The organism is Paracoccus fistulariae, assembly GCF_028553785.1.
In the GTDB taxonomy this organism is placed as follows: Bacteria; Pseudomonadota; Alphaproteobacteria; order Rhodobacterales; family Rhodobacteraceae; genus Paracoccus; species Paracoccus fistulariae.
On sequence record NZ_CP067137.1, the window covers coordinates 40,547 to 57,825 of the forward strand.

Annotated in this window: 17 protein-coding genes; 5 read left to right on the forward strand and 12 right to left on the reverse strand. The window is 60.2% G+C overall.

Translation table 11 applies throughout. The features are described from left to right. Positions 1-2 precede the first annotated feature (2 nt). Both wecC and JHX87_RS18125 read left to right on the forward strand, forming a co-directional pair. On the forward strand, positions 3-1,262 hold the full coding sequence (wecC, locus tag JHX87_RS18120; protein WP_271886881.1) for a UDP-N-acetyl-D-mannosamine dehydrogenase: 1,260 nt from the start codon (positions 3-5) through the stop codon (positions 1,260-1,262). Positions 1,263-1,297: 35 nt separating this feature from the next. Further along, positions 1,298-3,493: a glycosyltransferase gene (locus tag JHX87_RS18125; RefSeq protein WP_271886882.1), complete on the forward strand. Its 2,196-nt coding sequence runs from the start codon at positions 1,298-1,300 to the stop codon at positions 3,491-3,493. A gap of 77 nt (positions 3,494-3,570) precedes the next feature. On the opposite strand, the gene JHX87_RS18130 is transcribed toward JHX87_RS18125, so the two are convergent. Together JHX87_RS18130 and JHX87_RS18135 are read right to left on the reverse strand one after the other, a co-directional pair. After that, complete coding sequence (locus JHX87_RS18130) at positions 3,571-4,605, reverse strand: hypothetical protein (RefSeq protein WP_271886883.1); 1,035 nt, start codon at positions 4,603-4,605, stop codon at positions 3,571-3,573. Positions 4,606-4,922: 317 nt separating this feature from the next. Beyond that, the gene (locus JHX87_RS18135) at positions 4,923-5,420 is read right to left on the reverse strand and encodes a hypothetical protein (protein ID WP_272833949.1); all 498 of its coding nucleotides are present in this window, start codon (positions 5,418-5,420) and stop codon (positions 4,923-4,925) included. A 314-nt stretch (positions 5,421-5,734) separates the two neighbouring features. Here JHX87_RS18135 and JHX87_RS18140 point away from each other — a divergent pair, with 314 nt between their 5' ends. Together JHX87_RS18140 and JHX87_RS18145 are read left to right on the forward strand one after the other, a co-directional pair. Continuing rightward, on the forward strand, positions 5,735-7,318 hold the full coding sequence (locus JHX87_RS18140) for a glycosyltransferase family 4 protein (protein ID WP_272833950.1): 1,584 nt from the start codon (positions 5,735-5,737) through the stop codon (positions 7,316-7,318). A 76-nt stretch (positions 7,319-7,394) separates the two neighbouring features. Further along, positions 7,395-8,411: a nucleotidyltransferase family protein gene (locus tag JHX87_RS18145; RefSeq protein ID WP_271886885.1), complete on the forward strand. Its 1,017-nt coding sequence runs from the start codon at positions 7,395-7,397 to the stop codon at positions 8,409-8,411. Positions 8,412-8,415: 4 nt separating this feature from the next. Here JHX87_RS18145 and JHX87_RS18150 read toward each other — a convergent pair whose 3' ends face one another. Continuing rightward, positions 8,416-9,522 carry an HPP family protein gene (locus tag JHX87_RS18150; RefSeq protein WP_271886886.1) on the reverse strand — a complete coding sequence of 369 codons (1,107 nt, stop codon included), beginning with the start codon at positions 9,520-9,522 and terminating at the stop codon, positions 8,416-8,418. A 39-nt stretch (positions 9,523-9,561) separates the two neighbouring features. After that, on the reverse strand, positions 9,562-9,918 hold the full coding sequence (locus JHX87_RS18155) for an ArsR/SmtB family transcription factor (protein ID WP_271886887.1): 357 nt from the start codon (positions 9,916-9,918) through the stop codon (positions 9,562-9,564). 49 nt (positions 9,919-9,967) lie between these two features. Between JHX87_RS18155 and JHX87_RS18160 the strand changes: the two genes are divergently transcribed. After that, the gene (locus JHX87_RS18160) at positions 9,968-10,804 is read left to right on the forward strand and encodes an alpha/beta fold hydrolase (protein WP_271886888.1); all 837 of its coding nucleotides are present in this window, start codon (positions 9,968-9,970) and stop codon (positions 10,802-10,804) included. Positions 10,805-10,864: 60 nt separating this feature from the next. Here JHX87_RS18160 and JHX87_RS18165 read toward each other — a convergent pair whose 3' ends face one another. The 8 genes from JHX87_RS18165 to JHX87_RS18200 form a co-directional block, all read right to left on the reverse strand. After that, positions 10,865-11,503, reverse strand: coding sequence for a DNA-3-methyladenine glycosylase I (locus JHX87_RS18165; protein WP_271886889.1), 639 nt, complete (start codon positions 11,501-11,503; stop codon positions 10,865-10,867). A gap of 3 nt (positions 11,504-11,506) precedes the next feature. Beyond that, positions 11,507-11,794 (reverse strand): YciI family protein, encoded by a 288-nt coding sequence (locus tag JHX87_RS18170; RefSeq protein ID WP_272833951.1) that lies wholly within the window; start codon positions 11,792-11,794, stop codon positions 11,507-11,509. A 5-nt stretch (positions 11,795-11,799) separates the two neighbouring features. Next, the gene (locus tag JHX87_RS18175; protein WP_271886891.1) at positions 11,800-12,381 is read right to left on the reverse strand and encodes a TetR/AcrR family transcriptional regulator; all 582 of its coding nucleotides are present in this window, start codon (positions 12,379-12,381) and stop codon (positions 11,800-11,802) included. Positions 12,382-12,647: 266 nt separating this feature from the next. Beyond that, positions 12,648-13,742, reverse strand: coding sequence for a Gfo/Idh/MocA family protein (locus JHX87_RS18180; protein ID WP_271886892.1), 1,095 nt, complete (start codon positions 13,740-13,742; stop codon positions 12,648-12,650). Next, positions 13,739-14,794, reverse strand: coding sequence for a sugar phosphate isomerase/epimerase family protein (locus JHX87_RS18185; protein WP_271886893.1), 1,056 nt, complete (start codon positions 14,792-14,794; stop codon positions 13,739-13,741). Before JHX87_RS18185 ends, JHX87_RS18180 begins: the two co-directional genes overlap by 4 nt. 108 nt (positions 14,795-14,902) lie before the next feature. Further along, positions 14,903-15,457 carry a dual specificity protein phosphatase family protein gene (locus JHX87_RS18190; RefSeq protein ID WP_271886894.1) on the reverse strand — a complete coding sequence of 185 codons (555 nt, stop codon included), beginning with the start codon at positions 15,455-15,457 and terminating at the stop codon, positions 14,903-14,905. A gap of 155 nt (positions 15,458-15,612) precedes the next feature. Continuing rightward, a complete protein-coding gene (locus JHX87_RS18195; RefSeq protein ID WP_271886895.1) occupies positions 15,613-16,851 on the reverse strand; it encodes an HlyD family secretion protein in 1,239 nt (412 codons plus the stop codon). Further along, positions 16,851-17,252: a hypothetical protein gene (locus JHX87_RS18200; protein WP_272833952.1), complete on the reverse strand. Its 402-nt coding sequence runs from the start codon at positions 17,250-17,252 to the stop codon at positions 16,851-16,853. The genes JHX87_RS18195 and JHX87_RS18200 overlap by 1 nt, the downstream gene beginning before the upstream one ends. Between the last annotated feature and the right edge of the window lie 27 nt (positions 17,253-17,279).

The following is a 17,279-nucleotide window of genomic DNA, read 5'->3' on the forward strand; positions in this document are numbered from 1 at the left end:
CGATGAAATTTGACAGCATTTGTATGGTCGGCCTTGGCTATATCGGCCTGCCGACCGCGGTTGTTTTCGCGCTGCGCGGCGTGAAGGTGATCGGGCTGGATGTGAACGCCAGTGCCGTAGACAAGATCAACCGGGGCGAGACTCACATTGTCGAGCCGGGGCTGGAGGATGCACTGCGCCGCACGGTGGACGCCGGCCATCTGCGCGCCACCACCACGCCCGAACCCGCCGACGCCTTCCTGATTGCGGTGCCGACGCCCTTCTGCAACGGGCATGAGCCTGACCTGACTTATGTCGAGGCTGCGGCACGCTCGATCGCGCCGGTGCTGAAGAAGGGCGACCTTGTCGTTCTTGAATCGACAAGCCCGGTTGGCGCGACCGAGCAGATGGCGGGCTGGCTGGCCGAAGAGCGTGCGGATCTCAGCTTTCCGCAAACCGCCGGCGAAGAAGCGGATATACGCATCGCGCACTGTCCCGAGCGTATTCTGCCCGGTCATGCCCTGCGCGAACTGGTCAGCAATGACCGTGTGATCGGCGGCATGACGGCGGGCTGCGCTAGCCGCGCACGCGCGCTGTACAAGCTGGCGGTCGAAGGCGATTGCATCGAAACCGATTGCCGGACCGCCGAAATGGCGAAGCTGACCGAAAACAGCTTCCGTGACGTGAATATCGCCTTCGCCAATGAACTGTCGCTGATCTGCGACCGGCTTGATATCAACGTGTGGGAACTGATCCGCCTGGCGAACCGCCATCCCCGCGTGAATATCCTGCAGCCGGGCCCCGGTGTCGGCGGCCATTGTATCGCCGTGGATCCCTGGTTCATCGTCAGCCAGGCGCCAGAAGAAGCCCGGATCATTCGCGCCGCACGAGAGATCAATGACGGCAAGCCCGAATGGGTGCTGGCCAAGGTGCATCAGGCCGTGGCCGAGCATGCCGCGACCTCGGACCGGCCCGCGCGCATTGCCTGCTTTGGCCTGGCGTTCAAGCCGAATATCGACGATCTGCGCGAAAGCCCCGCTCTGAACATCGCGCGGCGATTGACCGATCTTTACCCCGGCCAGGTCGATGTGGTCGAACCCTTCGTCAAAGAGCTGCCTGAACATATGCAGGGCAAGGCGAACCTGCTGCGTGCCAGCGATGCGTTGTCGAGCAGCGACATTGTGGTGCTTCTGGTCGATCACGATGACTTCAAGGCCATGCCCTCGCCCACGGGAAAGCGGATCATCGACACCCGCGGCGTCTGGACCGGGCGGCCGGTATGACGATTTCGCCTGAACTCCGCGACAAAAGAGACGTCATGGCATTCGTGGCGCGCGTACTTGCTGAACAAGGTCGCATTGGATCCGCGAATGCTATTGTTTCTCACGTCGATTCTCTGAAAGCCGAGCCTCCGCCGCTGGATACGATACTCCGCCCCCGTGGCGTTTCTGTGATTATGCCAACATACAAGGGTGCCAAGAGGATCGGTCGCGCCTTACAGTCTTTAGCTGCTCAGTCTATTGACCGTAGAAAATTTGAAGTCGTTATTGTTCACAACGGCCCCGATGATGGCACTAAAGAGGTGGTTTCAGCGTTTCGCGAAAACTATCCGACACTCAACACCATCTTCGCGCAGAGCGCGCCGGAGAGTGCGGCAGCTGCAAGAAATCTCGGATGCTCGCTGGCAATATTTGATCATATGACATTCCTAGATGACGATGATTATCTGTCAAAGAACTTTCTTGAAGCTCTTCTTGAACAGGCTGATGGCACGTCAGTCGTCCTTTCGCAAATCGTTGACTTCGATGATCAGGGTGAGTACGAGAGCCCTATAAATCCGAAACTTTTAACGACGTTTTCTAAAGAACGGGACTTAAACGTCGAGGATGCACTAAGTGCTGGCACTGCTCTCACCATGACATGTATAAAGCTCTTTCCATCGCAAATGTGCGAGCAGGTTAACTTTGATGTGGCACTGGACAATGGTGAAGATGTCGTCTTCTGGGCGGAAGTCTTGGCTCGATTCAATCCGACGATTAAATTGTGCCCAACGGAAAATAAGGCCATCTATTATCGTGAACTGCGGCCTGGCTCAATATCTAGACCGGGGCTGTCGTTTAAATTTAACGTCTTGGACCGCTTGGAAGTAATTAGAAGAATATATAATCTATCCAAAAGATATCGCTCTGGAATCTTCAAAGATAAAATATTTACAGCCTCATCGTTCATTGTCGCCTATCTGAAAGAATACCCGGAAGACTATAACCGGATTCTCAGAATGGTGTTAGATAGCTGCCCAGACTATAGCGCCAATAAATACATAAATGAGCGTCTCTCACGATCATTGGTGGTATCATTTTGTTTTGCGCCTTGGGTCGATACCGCCGGAGTTGTGGCTGCAAAACGAATGCTCACAGCCGGACGTCCTTTCGATGTCATCTCGGATAATATGAAAAAATTCCGTAATGCAGATAATGATCTAAGGAAAATTTCTCATCACCTCATTGGCGCGCAGGTCGAACTGAGTTCCAATACCACCTCCACGCTGGATCCGGTTGGCACAATGGAATTCGCCCGTAAGGCGAACGAAAATGCAAAATCTCTGAATAAGACTAGGCGCTATGAGCGGATGTATTCTCGTGTCATGTGGCCTGCATCGAATTTTGCGGCGGCTGCAATAAAGGCCTCACTTCCAGAAATAAGTTGGACTGCTGAGTTCTCCGATCCCATGGTCACCGACATTATGTCGGAGAAGCGCCCTGGGAAAATGGACATGTCTTGGCTTCGTGAATCTGGGGTGGATGATCTGATAATTCAGAAGGGATATCCTTTACTTGATTCTGACAGTCTCATGGAATGGTGTGAGTATCTTGCATATACACTAGCCGATCAGATTTTGTTTACTAATAAAAATCAGCGTGACTACATGCTATCGCAGCCATGGATATCGTCGATGAAGCAGGCAATCATTGATCGGTCACAGATTGCACCGCACCCAACCCCACCATCTGAATACTACGAATTGGAGAATGATGAGTGGCGACCTTCGACGCAGACAGTCAATATAGCGTATTTCGGCAGTTTCTATAAAACTCGCGGTTTATCCTCGGTGTTTGAAGCCTTGGCCGTTCTGGACGACGACACAAAATCAAAGCTTCATCTGGACATATATGCTTCTTACAATAAAGATTTAGAGGAGGCCATTCTTGAATCTGGCGTAATCGGCAGCGTGACTCAGAGAGAGCCCCTTTCCTATTTTGCTTTCTTGTCGCGCTGTAAGGTGTATGATTATCTTTTGGTCAACGACGCAGAAACAAAAGGTATCAAACCGCTTAACCCATATCTGCCATCAAAGGTAAGTGATTATCTTGGGGCAAACGTTCCGTTCTGGGCGCTCGTTGAGGCAGGCAGTCCGCTCTCCGGAATGTCGTTGCCTAATGGGTCGAAGGTTACGGCTTTGGGAAATATGGAAGGCTACATTAAGGCACTAACTGAGATGGCTGCACAGAAATGAAATCTATTTGCGCAGCCAGCTGGAGATAAAATCAATCCGCCGCGCGCCGTAAGAAGTCCAGACTTATATATCCAGCTCTAATAGCCTCGTATCATTTTAATTATCTTGCGCATGGGTGACGTAATCTTCCACGAGGTACTGGAGATAAGTTCATCACGATGCTTTTCTATGCTTAGCAGATTGCGTTCCAATTCTGCTAAGCGCTTTTTTGCCTTTTCAAACTGAGCTCTGGTAGCCACGTTCTTCTGCGCTTCTTTTGCGAGATCGCTTTGGTATGTTGTAGATAGAACGATAATATCCTCGATGCGCTGCTCGTACTCATACTCTGTACTCTCAAAGGCTTTGCGCAATGTGTCGATTTCGCTGGCTTTCGCTTGCGCGATGCGCTCAGCCTCTTCCGCAGCTTGCTGCAGGTCGTGAATGCGGGCGGCCTGTTCGGCGTTTCGCTGCAGCTGGGCCTGTTCCGATGCCTCGGCCTTTTCCAGCTTGACCTCAAGTTCCTTCAGCTCCGTATCCGAGCGCTTTACACGGCCACGCAATGCTGCCAGATCCCGCGACATATCCTCATTCTGCCGCGCGGCGGCGAGGCCCTGGCCCAGCCGGTTGAAGGCCTGACGCATCGCCAACCAGGACGTTTGGCCCGGTTGCTGCATGACAAGTCGACGGACGCGCTCTGGTTGTTTCGACCCGTAAAGGATCACATCCAGCGCCGCGCCTCCGGTCACGACCGGGCCCAGATTCAGGCGCGGGCGGTCGCTGCCCGTCAGCACGCGGCGGGTTGCCTGATCGGCCAGCACGACATCGGGATTCACGATGACGATAACCGCGCTTTCGGACAGGCGCGGCAGAATGTCGTCATGCAGAAAGTCCAGCGCGTCGGGTTCAGGCGCCGTGCCCAGAACCAGCAGATCGATCTCTTCGGGAAGATCCGTTGCGATCTTCTTGCCGCTGAGGATCTGCGAGAAATCGGAATAATGGCTGTCATGCTCTGCCTGCAGCGCGGGCGTCAGGGCCGGTGTTTTGTTTTCCAGCGCCAGGCAGAGCGTGCCGCCGTTCAGACGCTCGGCCGCCTGACAGAAGGCAAGATAGCCGATCCCGTCATCCAGCCCCATTTGCACGATCAGGCGTGGGCTTGCCGCCTCGGTCAACCAGAACAGGAAGGGTATCTGGGCAAGAACCGGCGATACATCCGCATGGCGCGGACGCCAGAACGCCGCCTGTCCAAGCGTCTGCCCCTGGGGTTCCGATTCCGTGACCGAGGGCAGGTTGCTTTGCGTCGGCTGAGCAGCAACCGCTTGCGGGGCGCGATTCTCTTGCGTGGGCGAGGATTTCATGGGCGCTTTTATCCGGATGGATTGGAGGTTGAGGACGGCTTATACGAAGATAGGTGCTTCGTGAACCACTAACCTATAGCGTGTGCCATCAACAATCAGGTGTGGCGTTTTTCGGGTTCGACTTGATAATAGGTTTCGTTCGTTCCGTGCAGCGACCCCTGAAAGAACTGCCGGATCAGCAATCCGGTTTTCCTTGAATCGATATGGCGGGGCTCGACCCGGAATTCTGCCATGCGGCCGATCATTTTACGGGGGCGCAGGAATTCCTCGATCTGATGATAAAGCGGCCGCACGCCGTAATCGTCAAAAAGAACCCGCACCGGCTTTTCTGCCCGCAGCAGCACCGTCGCAAAGCAGGCAGTTCGGAAACGGCCGTCGATCAACACCACATCCGGATGGCGAAACCAGGTCTGGTCCCATACGCCGTTCGGGTAATCGGGAAAGCTGCGCCATGCCTCGGTGTCAAGCGGCCTGCCCCAGGGTCCAGTGCGGCCGATATCGGCGTGATGGACGACCACCGGCGACAGGATCTCGGGGCTACAAAGCTTTTCCCGCAGATTTCGTGCCCAATCCCGATCGCTTTCGACACTCATGATATATTTGCCGGGCATCCTTGCCGCCAATTCCGTCGATCCGCCAGAACCATATTCAAGAATGACCGTGGCGTCAGAATAAACACGTTTCAGATGCGCGACTTCAGCATCTGGCATGAAAGGGGCGGGGTCGTCGGTCAATCTTCACCTGTGTCTAGGGAACAGGCCCGGCTTTTCGAGCGGCGGTGTGTCGCATTCATTTATAACACTATCTGTCGTTTGGACAGCGCGGATTGATATTCGCCACCAATCAGAGCATTTAGGGCAAAGCCCACAACCTCTTCGCGAGGTGAAAAGATATCAGGCATGGAACGATGAGCAAAGAACCCGCAGCCGGAACCTCCGCGCAAGGCGCCGCCCTGTTTCGCGCGGCTGAAGTCATGAGTATCGCGGGACGCGCCGCGTCGCGTCGGGTGTTGCTGCAAGAAGCTGTCACGCGATCAGCCGATACCGGGGCAGCGCGGCCCTGGCATGAGCGGGCGGCAGCGCGGAAGGATCGCGCATATATCCGCGATCTCTGTCTTGCGCTGACGCAAGATGGGTTCGGCACGGATTTGCCGACATGGCTGGGTTTGGCGCCGCAGGAGGCCGATCAGGATCTTCGCTACGGCGCCAAGGAATTGCGCGCGCGGTTGGAGAAGCTGAAGGTCGGGCGGCAATCGGATCGCAGCGGACCCCTGTGCTACGTGCTGCATATGAGCCTGCCCGATAATGGCAGCGGCTATTCGGTGCGCTCGCATCATCTGATAGCCGCGATGCGGAAAAACGGTCTGGATCCCTATTGCGTGACCAGGCTGGGATTTCCCGGCGATACCGGGCAGCCTGGTGACGTGGCGATGCAAGCGGTTGATGGGATAGACTATCATCGCATCCTGCAGCCCGGAAAACGGGACTTTCGCAATATGCGATATGTGACAGATGCGGCCATTGCCCTGGTCGAGAAGCTGGCACCGCATCAGCCTTATGCGATCATGGCTGCGTCCAATCACGAAAATGCGGCGCCTGCCTTGCTGGCGGCACGCTATATGGGCGTGCCCTTCATCTACGATATGCGCGGTTTCTGGGAGTTGTCGACGCTGGCCGCCGATCCCGAGCGCGCGAAGACCCCGCAATTCGCGACTGCCGTCGAAATGGAGGCCGAGATTGCGCGGCAAGCAGATCTTGTCTTCACGCTGACCGAGGCGATGAAGGGCGAATTACGCAGGCGACAGGTCGGCAATCCGAATATCCATATTCTGCCCAACGCGGCCGACCCCGAGGTTTTCAGGGCGGCCCCGCGCAATGCGGCATTGGCGAGGAAAGTTGGGATCTCGGATGACACCGCGGTGATCGGCTATGTCGGATCGTTTACCGGCTATGAAGGTCTGGATGACCTTACCCGGGCCTGCGTGTTGTTGCACCAGCAGGGATATGATTTCAGGCTGCTTCTGATCGGATCAGAGCCTGCGCATCTCAGGGATGCCATATGCCCGGAACTGCGACAGATCGCGGCCGCCGGCGGGATCACGGACAAGCTGATCATGCCCGGGCGCGTGCCGGTGCAAGAGGTGAAGGATTGGTATTCGCTGATCGATATCGTGCCGATCCCGCGCAAGGATATGGCGGTTGCCGAATTGGTGTCGCCCCTGAAACCGCTTGAGGCCATGGCGATGGAAAAGGCCGTCGTCGTGACCGATCTGGCGGCGCTGAAGGAAATCGTGACCCATGACGAGACCGGAATCGTGGTGCCGCGCAGCGATGTCGGGGCGCTTGCAGCGGCGCTTGGCCGGTTGATCGAGGATCCGGCGGCCCGCGCCTCGCTAGGCAAGCGCGCGCGGCAGCGTATCATCGATGCACGAAATTGGGATGCGGTTGTCCGGAATTTCCGTGATATCCTTCGGCAGAACCTGCCGGGATAGCGGCACCGTATCGCTGTCTGCCGACTTCCCAAACACGGCACAAGGTTGTATTCAACAATCGAAAGGATTGTTGAACATGGCTGCTATCGCCCATCACAGCCCGCTGTCCCATGCTGCCTATCACGATCTGCTGCGGTCGTTGCGCGATGAGGCGATCGGGGATTTGCGGGGGACGCCGACGCGGGTCAGCCGCAATGGGCGCGCCTATTGGTATGACAGCTTTCGCGTCGGATCCGAGGTGCGCAAGCGCTATATCGGAGAGGATAGCCCGGAACTGGCCGCGCGCATGGCGCAGGCGCAGGACGCGCGGGCCCCGGCCGAAGAGCGCCGCAAGGAACGGGCGCGGCTGGTGCGCCTGCTGCGGGCCGAGGGGTTTCTGGGCCTGGATCCGACCACGGGCAGCCTGATGGCCGCGCTGGCCGGGGCGGGGGTCTTTCGTCTGGGCGGGACGGTGGTGGGCACGCATGCCTTTCGACTGTACGAGGGCGAGTTGAACCTGAGGCTGGGCTTTGACCAGACCGCGCAGACCGACGATCTGGATATCGCCAGTTTCGAGCGTCTGTCGCTGGCGCTGGAGGATGTGGCCGCGCCGCCGGTGCAGCAGGTCCTGGCCGATTTCGACTTTGCGCCCGCACCCAGCCTGCAGCCCGGCAAGGCCTGGCGCTGGCGGCAGACGGCGGGTCACGCGCTGGTCGAGTTCCTGACCCCGGCTTTCGGTGAAGAGGGTTTGCGCGATCTGCCGGCCCTTGGGGTGCAGGCGCAGGCGCTGCGGCATCTGAACTATCTGATCGCCGATCCGATCCCCGCCGCCATCCCCTATCGCAGCGGCGTGCTGGTGCAGGTGCCGCGCCCCGAACGCTTTGCTATTCACAAGCTGATCGTGGCCGCGCGGCGGCGGGACGAGGACCGGCTGAAATCCGAAAAGGACCGTCAGCAGGCTGCCTTTCTGATCGCCGCGCTGGCGCAGGACCGGCCCGAGGATCTGGCCGAGGCTTTTGAGGATGCCCGCGCGCGTGGCCCGCGCTGGCGTGCCCGGATCGAGGACAGCCTGTCGCGGATGCCCGACAGCGCGGCGCTGCTGGCCGGGCTGTAGGATCTCAGGCCGGGCGCTTGAGGCTTTCGCGGGCCAGCGCGGCGATCAGGTCGGTACGGGTGACGATGCCGGTCAATCGGCCCTGTTCCAGCACCGGCACCGCGTCGCAGGCGCCATCCGCCATCATGGTCAAGAGCGATGCGACCTTTGCCTGCGGCGCCGTGGTGGGCACGTCGCGGGACATGATCCCCTGCGCATCGCGGCCATACGGCAGATGATCGGGGTCGCTGCGGATCAGATGCAGCTGGAAGATAATGCCCAGAAAGCGATCCTCGGGGTCCACCACCGGCAAGGAGGTAAAGCCGTGCTGGCGAAACTCTCGGGCGATCTGATCCAGCGGCGTCTCGGGGCCAACCGTCACCAGATCGCGGGACATGATCTCGCCCACGGTCAGCGGCCCGGTCCGGTGGCCTGCGGCCTGCATCTCGGCCGCGCCGATCAGGCGGGCCAGATCCTCGACCCCCAGGTTCAGCGACTGGCGGTATTGGGCCAGGATCTGGGTCAGTTCCTCTTCGCTGAGGCCAAGCCGTTCGGTCGGCACGTGATCATCGGTGCCATGCGGGTTCTGGTCGGTGAACTGGCGGAAGGGATAGTGGCGGCCCGTCAGCCGGGCATAGATCACCGCGACGCTGACCAGAATCGCGGTTCCGAAACCCACCGGCGACAGCGCGAACCAGAAGCCCAGATCGCGGATCGCATCGGGCGACAGCGCGGCGGTCATGGCCACGGCGCCGCCCGGCGGATGCAGCGCGCGCATCAGGATCATGGCGGTGATCGCCAGCCCGACCGCCAGCACCAGCCGCAGCGTCGGATCGGCAATGGTCAGGCAGACCGCCACCGCCACCAGCGCCGAAACAAGATTGCCGATAATGGCTGACCATGGCTGGGCCAGCGGGCTGCTGGGCACGGCAAAGATCAGCACGGCCGTCGCCCCGAAGGGCGCGATCAGGTAAAGGCCAAAATGGGTGTCGCCGGGCAAAAGCAGCAGGAACAGGCTGACCGCCGCCAGACCGGTCAGGGCGCCAAACCCTGCGCGGCAGGCCTCGAAAAGGGGGGCGTTCGGGATGGCCGGGCCAAGCGCGCGCAGCGCACGGGTCAGATATGGATGCATGGTGATGTCTTCTTGGGCCCGGAACTGGGCAGGGGCTGGCTAGCGCGATGGCGGGCGACTGGCAAGCCGGTCCGGGGACAGCTGTGGGCCGCCGCCCAGCTCCTGGCCGAACCATGTCAGGAAATCCTGAATTTCTGCCTCATTCCGTCGGCAATAGGACCATTTCAGGTGCTTTTCGACGGTAATGAACCGGGCCTGTTTCAAAAGCTCCAGATGCCGGCTTGCCGTCGGCTGTGCGACGCCAAGCGCCTGCGCAATCAGCGTCATGCAAACGCCAAACTGCACCGGATCGGCGGACCATTGATCGCTGGAATGGATTTCCGGTTCCGCCAGCAGGCGCAGGATGGTCAGCCGGGGCTGACTGGCCACGGCCTTGATTTGGGTTGATCTGTCCATGCATTACATCATATCGTTATTTAGCTATATGACAATATGGAATCGCCTGATGCTGGATCTTCCCAACATGTCGATGGTCGAGGGCAGCGCCATCCGGTGGGGCAGGCTGGGCAATGGTCCGCCGCTGGTCGCGATCCACGGCACACCCTTTTCGTCGCAGGTCTGGCGCAGGATCATTCCGCAGATCGCGGATCAGCGGACGGTCTATTACTTCGATCTGCTGGGCTATGGGCAGTCCGAGATGCGGGCGGGGCAGGACGTTTCGCTGGCGGTGCAGAACCGGGTGCTGGCGGCGCTTTTTCAGGAATGGGGGCTGAGCCGGCCGGATGTTCTGGCCCATGATTTCGGCGGCGCGACGGCGCTGCGGGGCTATTATCTGAACGGGCTGCGTTACAGGTCGCTGACGATCTTCGACGCCGTGGCGCTGGCCCCCTGGGGATCGCCGCTGGTCCGGCATGTCCGCCAGCATGAGGCGGCCTTTGCCACCATGCCGGACTATATGCATCAGGCGATGTTGCGCGCCTATCTGCAGACGGCTGCCTATCACCCGCTGTCCGAAGAGGCGCTGGAGATCTATTCAGCGCCCTGGACCGGCCCTGTCGGGCAGCCGACCTTCTACCGTCAGATCGCGCAGATGGATCAGGCCCATACGGATGAGGTGCAGGGGATGTATCAGCGGATGGATTGCCCGGTGACGGTCCTGTGGGGGCAAGAGGATGGCTGGATCCCCTGCGACAAGGGGCAGGCTTTGGCGGGCATGCTGTCGGCGCGGGACTGCATCCTGATCCCGAAGGCCGGCCATCTGCTGCAAGAAGACCGGCCCGAGGCCATCGTCGCCGCCCTGCTGAAACAGATCGCGCCGCAAACACGGCCCGGCTACGACTGACATCGCATGCGTGGCGGCGGATCACGCGCCTGACCCAGCGGCCATCCCGTTGCGAAGGGTTCAGGCAGGCGGCGATAAGGACCGTGCCGGACGGCCCGGTCGTTCGAACTCTGCCCTTGCCTGTTCTACGCTTGTCCTGACGATACAGCCCCTGGCATGATCATTGATCAAGCCCATGGCCTGCATGAAGGCGAAAGTCGTTGTTGGGCCAAGGAATTTCCATCCGCGTTTCTTCAGCTCTTTGGAAATGGCCACTGACGTTGCAGAGGTCGAAGCCGATTGCGGTTCGGCCAATTCTTCACGCGTGGGTTCAAAACTCCAGACGAAGGCGGCAAGCGATCCTTCGGCCCTGACCAACTCGATCATGCGGCCAGCATTGTTTATCGTCGCATAGATTTTGGCCCTGTTTCGCACGATGCCGCTATCTGCCATCAGACGCGCATGATCGGCGTCGCCGAATTCGGCGATTTTTGCGTAGTCAAAGTCGGCAAAGCCAGCCCTGAAGTTCTGTCGCTTGGCCAGAATGGTGCGCCAGCTTAAACCGGATTGAAACGTCTCAAGGCAGAGTTTCTCGAAAAGGCGGGCGTCGTCGAGAACCGGAAAACCCCATTCCCTGTCGTGATAGTCAAGGAACTCGGGCGCCGCACCTGACCAGCTGCAGCGCGGTGCGCCATCGGGTCCCGTGAAGAGCTTTGGCATCTTTCAGGCTTTCAGCACGTCAAGCGCGGGCGTTGTCTTCTTGACGTCGACCTCCGCGATCTCGGCCAGGACGACATTATGTTCTACGAACGGATCGGCATTGATCCGCGCCTCGATCTCTTCGCGGCTCTCTCCTGTCGCCAGTATCGCGCCGCCGCCTTCCGGGGTCAGCGAGCCGACGCATTGAAAAATGCCGTCCTCGAAACCCCGGGCGATCCATGCGTTATGGGCCGGCATGAACTCTGCGGCGGCTGATCTGTTTTCGGAGAATCGAAGATAGATGATGAACACGGCGTCTAGCCTTTCGTTGGGGTGTGATCGGGAAGCTGGTCAAGCCACGCCTCCAGTGCAGCGACTTCCGCCCTCAGGAATGCCTCATCCTTGAGGGCGGAGGCCATCACCGCGATGCCTTGCGAGCGGGCCAGGACATGCAACGCCAGCGCATCGGCGTCGTCCCGGTGCCCAAGCGCCCTGAACTGATCGGCAAGCCAGTCGCGAAACAGGGTGAAAATCTGGGCGGCGCGCGCCTCTGCGATGTGATCCAGTTTGGCCAGTTCGGTCGTTAGCGTCCCGACCGGGCAACCGAACGCCATGATCTTGGTCCGATTGGTGATCAGGATGCGGATGAAAGACAAAATCCGGTCTTTCGGTGCGGCGTCCGTGTCCCAGGCTTCCAGCATCGCCTGCGTGGCCGAAAGGCGACGGGTGATCACCGCCTCCAGAATCTCGTCCTTGGATTTGAAGTGATGGTAGAAATTCCCGCGAGAGATCCCGATCGCACTCGCAATATCCGCAAAGGATGTTGCCTCGAAACCTGCCTCGTAGAAGAGGGCATCTGCCTTTTCTTCGATACGTTCGCGCGTCGCTGATCGTGACATGAAGGCCTCTGCAGGGTCGATGCAATCAAGGTTAGGACAAATGTCCTAATCTGTCAAATATGGACTCTGAAAGCGGCCGTTAGGGCATCGCGCAGGTGGAGCAGGCCCATAACGATGAGGTGCAGCGGATGGGCTGCCTGATGGCGTCGCTTATGTGCTAGAGCTTTTCGGGTTCAGGTTGATACATATCCGCTGCACCTGCCCAACGGCAGGCGCTCAACGCGAAGCAGGACGGCTTCAATTTCAACCCGAAACGCTTTCGCGGATCAGATCTGGACCTTGACCCAAGCCCCGTCCTGCTGGGCAGAGTTCTGGCAGGCGGCGATAAAGGCCATGCCGGACAGCCCGTCCTGAATGCCCGGAATGCGATCCTCGACGCTGCGATCGCCCCGGATGACGGCGGCGATATCGCTGTAGAGATTGGCGAAACCCTCCAGATAGCCCTCGGGATGGCCGGGCGGGGTGCGGCTGCTGGCGCTGCGATCCTGGGCGCGGGTCAGGATGCGCGGCGCTTCGTCCTTCGGGGTATAGATCAACTCTTCGGGGTGGCGCAGCCGCCATTCCAGCGCGCCCTTGGTGCCAAAGAGGCGCAGCGACAGGCCGTTTTCCTGACCGACCGCCACTTGCGACACCCAGATACCGCCCTTGGCGCCCGAGCCATAGCGCAGCGCGATGCGGGCATCGTCATCGACCGCGCGGCCCGGAACCATGCTGGACAGATCCGCCGACAGGGTGTCGGGCGTCTGGCCGGTCACAAAGGCCGCCAGTTGCCAGGCATGGGTTCCGATATCGCCAATCGCGCCGGCCCCCGCCTGTTTCGGATCGGTGCGCCAATCGGCCTGCTTGTTGCTGGTCTGATCCGCCAGCCAGCCCTGCAGATATTCCGCCTGCACCAGACGGATATCGCCAAGCGCGCCTTCGGCGACCATCGCGCGGGCCTCGCGCACCATGGGCATGGCGGAATAGTTATGGGTCAGAAAGAAGCGCGCCTTGCCCGCACGCACCGCCTGCGCCATCTGCGCGGCCTGCTCCGCCGTCGCGGCCAGCGGCTTGTCGCAGATCACATGGATGCCCGCATTCAGAAAGGCGATGGCGGGGGCGGCATGCATATGGTTGGGCGTGACGACGCTGACAGCCTCGACCCCGTCATCGCGGGCGGCCTCGGCCTCGGCCATCTGGGTGAAATCGCTGTAAGAGCGGATGCCAAGCTCGGCGGCGCTTTGGGCCGCGCGGTCAGGGTCCGAGGACAGCGCCCCGGCCACCAGATCAAAGCGGCCATCCATCCGCGCCGCGATGCGGTGAACCGCGCCGATAAAGGCGCCGCTGCCGCCGCCGACCATGCCAAGACGAACTGGTTTCATGTAATCCCCAATGCTTTTTCAATGTCGTTGCGGTCCACCGCGCTGGCCGCGAAATCGTCGAAGGCATGCGGCGTGACGCGGATGATATGGTCGCGGACAAAGGCGGCCCCTTCGCGGGCGCCGTCCTCGGGATGTTTCAGCGCACATTCCCATTCGACCACGGCCCAGCCGTCAAAGCCATATTGGGTCAGTTTGGAAAAGACCTGCTTGAAATCCACCTGACCATCGCCCGGGCTGCGGAAACGCCCGGCGCGATCCACCCAGGACTGATAGCCGCCATAGACGCCCTGCCGCCCGGTCGGGTTGAATTCGGCATCCTTGACGTGAAACATCCGGATGCGGTCGTGATAGATGTCGATATGCTGCAGATAGTCCAGCTGCTGCAGCACGTAATGCGACGGGTCATACAGCATGTTCGCGCGCGGATGACCGTTCACACGATCCAGAAACATCTCGAAGGTGACGCCGTCATGCAGATCCTCGCCCGGATGGATCTCATAGCAGATATCGACGCCCTTTTCCTCGGCCAGATCCAGCAGCGGACGCCAGCGCGCGGCCAAAGTGTCAAAGGCGGCCTCGACCAGGCCCGGTGCGCGCTGCGGCCAGGGATAGAGATAGGGCCAGGCCAGCGCGCCGGAAAAGCTGGCCATCCGGTCCAGACCCAGCAGGTTGCTGACGCGAATGGCCTTGGCGACGCGGCCCACCGCCCATTCCTGCCGGGCCTTGGGGTTGCCGCGCAGATCGGCCGGGGCAAAGGCGTCAAAACCGCTGTCATAGGCCGGATGCACGGCCACCAGCTGCCCTTCCAGATGGGTTGAAAGCTCTGTCACCTGCACGCCGTTCTGCTGCGCGATGCCCAGAAACTCGTCGCGGTAATCCTGCGAGTCGGCGGCGCGGTCCAGGTCCAGCATGCGCACATCGCCCACGGGCACCTGCACGCCCAGATAGCCGCAATCGGCGGCCCAGCGGGTTATGCCGTCCCAGCTGTCAAACGGGGCCTCTTGCCCGATAAACTGCGCCAGAAACAGGCCCGGCCCCTGAATTGTATGCATAAGATAATCCCCCCTGAAAACGCAGCCTGCATTGAATTGAAAACGATTGCAAGACGTTGTTGCGGGCTGTCGGAGGTCGGCTATTCCTGCCCTTCGGATCGGGCGGCCCTAGCTGTCGGGAAAGCCCAGCCAGGCCTCCATCCGTTCCCAGGTCTCATTCATCGGCCATGCCTTGCTGATCCAGGGCAGACCGATATGACCATAGCGCAAGGACAGTTGCCGTTCGGCGGCGGATTCGTCCCCGCCATCAATCCCCGCGACATAAAGCGCCGCTGCCAGTCCCGTGCGATCCGCCCCCGCCTGACAATGAATCAGCATCGGTTTGGGCGCGTCTTTCATCACGGCGATCAGCCGCTGGACCTGTTCGCCGTCAAGCTGCCTGCTGGCCGACATGCGAAAATCGATATGTGCGATGCCCAGCCGGTCGGCGACCGCGCGTTCGGTTTCATACCAGTCGGCGCCGGTATTTTCGCCGCGCAGGTTCAGCACGCTGGCAATGCCATATTCGCGCTTCCACCGGGCCAGCGCCTGGCCGTCCATCTGCGCGGCGCGATAAACGGTGCCCGCGCTGACTTCGTGAAAATTGCCGCTGATCTGCAAGATGCCAAGATAGCTGATCAGCAATCCAAGACTGACCGTAAGGGCCAGAGCCAGCCGTTTCATCCTGCGCTTCATATCTGCCTGCCGCGTGGTTTTTCGGCAATCTAGTCCAGACGCGCGCGGTCAAGGTAATAAATCTGCGCCCGCCAGTTCACTTTTTGCAGAGCGGACCGGGCCACGCATCCGGCGATGTGCGGCCCAGTCGCGTTCGTCAGACGTCAGTGGCCGCCCGACAGCACCAGCGTTCTGACGGGGGCAACCACGGTCTGCATGCGCAGGATCATGGCATGCACCAGCCCCGTCGCCTCGACCGCGTGCAGGAACAGGCCTTTGAAGAAGCCGACATCCTCATTTTCCAGCTGCTCATGGGTCGAGGTATAGACATTGGCCACGCAGCTGCTGCCCGGAAGGATCTTGCCATATTGATCGGGGAACAGCGGCTCCAGCACGGCCGTGACCGTGCCCGGAGTCGCCAGCTGCTGGACATCGACAAGCTGATCGCTGGCCCGGACCTGACCCGAGGCGATGACATCCTGCACCTCGACCACGACCATCGGGATGATCTTGAAGGGGCGGGCGATACAGCTAACCTCACCGACCATGCCGACCTTCAGCACGTTGGTTTCGATCTGGCCAAAGCCCGCGACCATGCGTTCGCGGCCCGCGTCCTCGGGGATCAGCACGCCGGCCGCCGTGCGCAGGACCGGGTTGACCACCTCGCCGACGCGCAGCGTGAACTGTTGCAGGGTGCCGTCGATCTGGGCGGTGACCAGCGTGTCATCCAGCGTGTCCTGCGCCTGCCGGACTTGTGCTTCGGCGCTGGCCTTCTGGGCGGGCAGAAGGGTCTGGATCTGGGTGGTCAGGGTCTGTTTTGCGGCATTGGCGGCATTCAGTTCGGCCTGATTGCCCGCGACGACATTTTCCAGCCGGTCGATTTCACGCTGCGCCACCACGCTGGAATTCTGCCGTTGCAGGGCCAGCTGCGTGTCCAGATCCTCTTGCGCCTGCTTCAGCGCGGCCTGAACCTGCGCGATCTTCGCATCGGCCGAGACCAGTTCCGATTCCGCCACGGTGATCGAGGCCTCGACCTCGGCCACGCGCTTGTTCGCGGTATCGACCGCGGCTTCCTGCGCGCTGCTGTCCAGACGGAACAGCGGATCGCCGGCCTTCACCTTCTGGAACGGCTGGACATAGACCTCGGCCACGCGGCCGCGGATCTCGGGCAGGATCGACACGGTGCGATAGGCCGAGGTCACATTCGAGGTCGAGGGGTGGTAATAGAAGATCATCGTGATCAGCGACAGCGTCAGGATCAGACAGGCCATGATCCCGTAGCGCAGTTCGAACCAGACGGAATAGATGGTGATTTCCTTGCCGAAGCGCTTTCCCTGGCCATAGCGGCGATAGAGATAGTCGGGCAGGATCGTGATCAGCGAACACAGCAGGGCTTCCAGCATCAGTGCGCCTCCTCTTTGGCGCGCTGTTCGGGCGCCATCGGATCACGCGGCTGCCCCACGGCCAACCGCCGCAGTGACCGCGCGATCGAACGCAGCGGTGTCAGGAAGTCGGGGAAATCGATCAATGCCAGCAGAAGTGCGGCGATCCAGAAGATGTTGTTATGCGTGAACAGCGCGATCAGCCCCAGGACGGCGACGATCTCGAACTGGGTTTTCTTGTTGTCATGGGCCAGCTGTTCGGGAAGCGAGTGCAGCCGCAGGTACAGCACCCCCGTCGCGAAGATCGCCCCGATCATGAAGATGATGGTAAAGGTCATCAACCCGTCGGTTTCTCCGGGTGGGGTGACGAAGACGGGCAGATGGCCAGGTGCCATCGGATGCTGGTCAGCCGCTGTTTGCATAAGAAGCTCTGATGTTAGGAACTGGAT

Excerpts from the sequence above, each read along its gene's own strand:
- JHX87_RS18135 (WP_272833949.1), bottom strand. The coding sequence starts at position 5,420 with ATGAGTGTCGAAAGCGATCGGGATTGGGCACGAAATCTGCGGGAAAAG.
- JHX87_RS18130 (WP_271886883.1), bottom strand. The coding sequence starts at position 4,605 with ATGGGGCTGGATGACGGGATCGGCTATCTTGCCTTCTGTCAGGCGGCC.
- JHX87_RS18190 (WP_271886894.1), bottom strand. The coding sequence starts at position 15,457 with ATGAAACGGCTGGCTCTGGCCCTTACGGTCAGTCTTGGATTGCTGATC.
- JHX87_RS18180 (WP_271886892.1), bottom strand. The coding sequence starts at position 13,742 with ATGAAACCAGTTCGTCTTGGCATGGTCGGCGGCGGCAGCGGCGCCTTT.
- JHX87_RS18140 (WP_272833950.1), top strand. The coding sequence starts at position 5,735 with ATGAGCAAAGAACCCGCAGCCGGAACCTCCGCGCAAGGCGCCGCCCTG.
- JHX87_RS18175 (WP_271886891.1), bottom strand. The coding sequence starts at position 12,381 with ATGTCACGATCAGCGACGCGCGAACGTATCGAAGAAAAGGCAGATGCC.
- JHX87_RS18150 (WP_271886886.1), bottom strand. The coding sequence starts at position 9,522 with ATGCATCCATATCTGACCCGTGCGCTGCGCGCGCTTGGCCCGGCCATC.
- JHX87_RS18155 (WP_271886887.1), bottom strand. The coding sequence starts at position 9,918 with ATGGACAGATCAACCCAAATCAAGGCCGTGGCCAGTCAGCCCCGGCTG.
- JHX87_RS18200 (WP_272833952.1), bottom strand. The coding sequence starts at position 17,252 with ATGCAAACAGCGGCTGACCAGCATCCGATGGCACCTGGCCATCTGCCC.
- JHX87_RS18195 (WP_271886895.1), bottom strand. The coding sequence starts at position 16,851 with ATGCTGGAAGCCCTGCTGTGTTCGCTGATCACGATCCTGCCCGACTAT.
- JHX87_RS18185 (WP_271886893.1), bottom strand. The coding sequence starts at position 14,794 with ATGCATACAATTCAGGGGCCGGGCCTGTTTCTGGCGCAGTTTATCGGG.
- JHX87_RS18160 (WP_271886888.1), top strand. The coding sequence starts at position 9,968 with ATGCTGGATCTTCCCAACATGTCGATGGTCGAGGGCAGCGCCATCCGG.
- JHX87_RS18125 (WP_271886882.1), top strand. The coding sequence starts at position 1,298 with ATGGCATTCGTGGCGCGCGTACTTGCTGAACAAGGTCGCATTGGATCC.
- JHX87_RS18165 (WP_271886889.1), bottom strand. The coding sequence starts at position 11,503 with ATGCCAAAGCTCTTCACGGGACCCGATGGCGCACCGCGCTGCAGCTGG.
- wecC (WP_271886881.1), top strand. The coding sequence starts at position 3 with ATGAAATTTGACAGCATTTGTATGGTCGGCCTTGGCTATATCGGCCTG.
- JHX87_RS18145 (WP_271886885.1), top strand. The coding sequence starts at position 7,395 with ATGGCTGCTATCGCCCATCACAGCCCGCTGTCCCATGCTGCCTATCAC.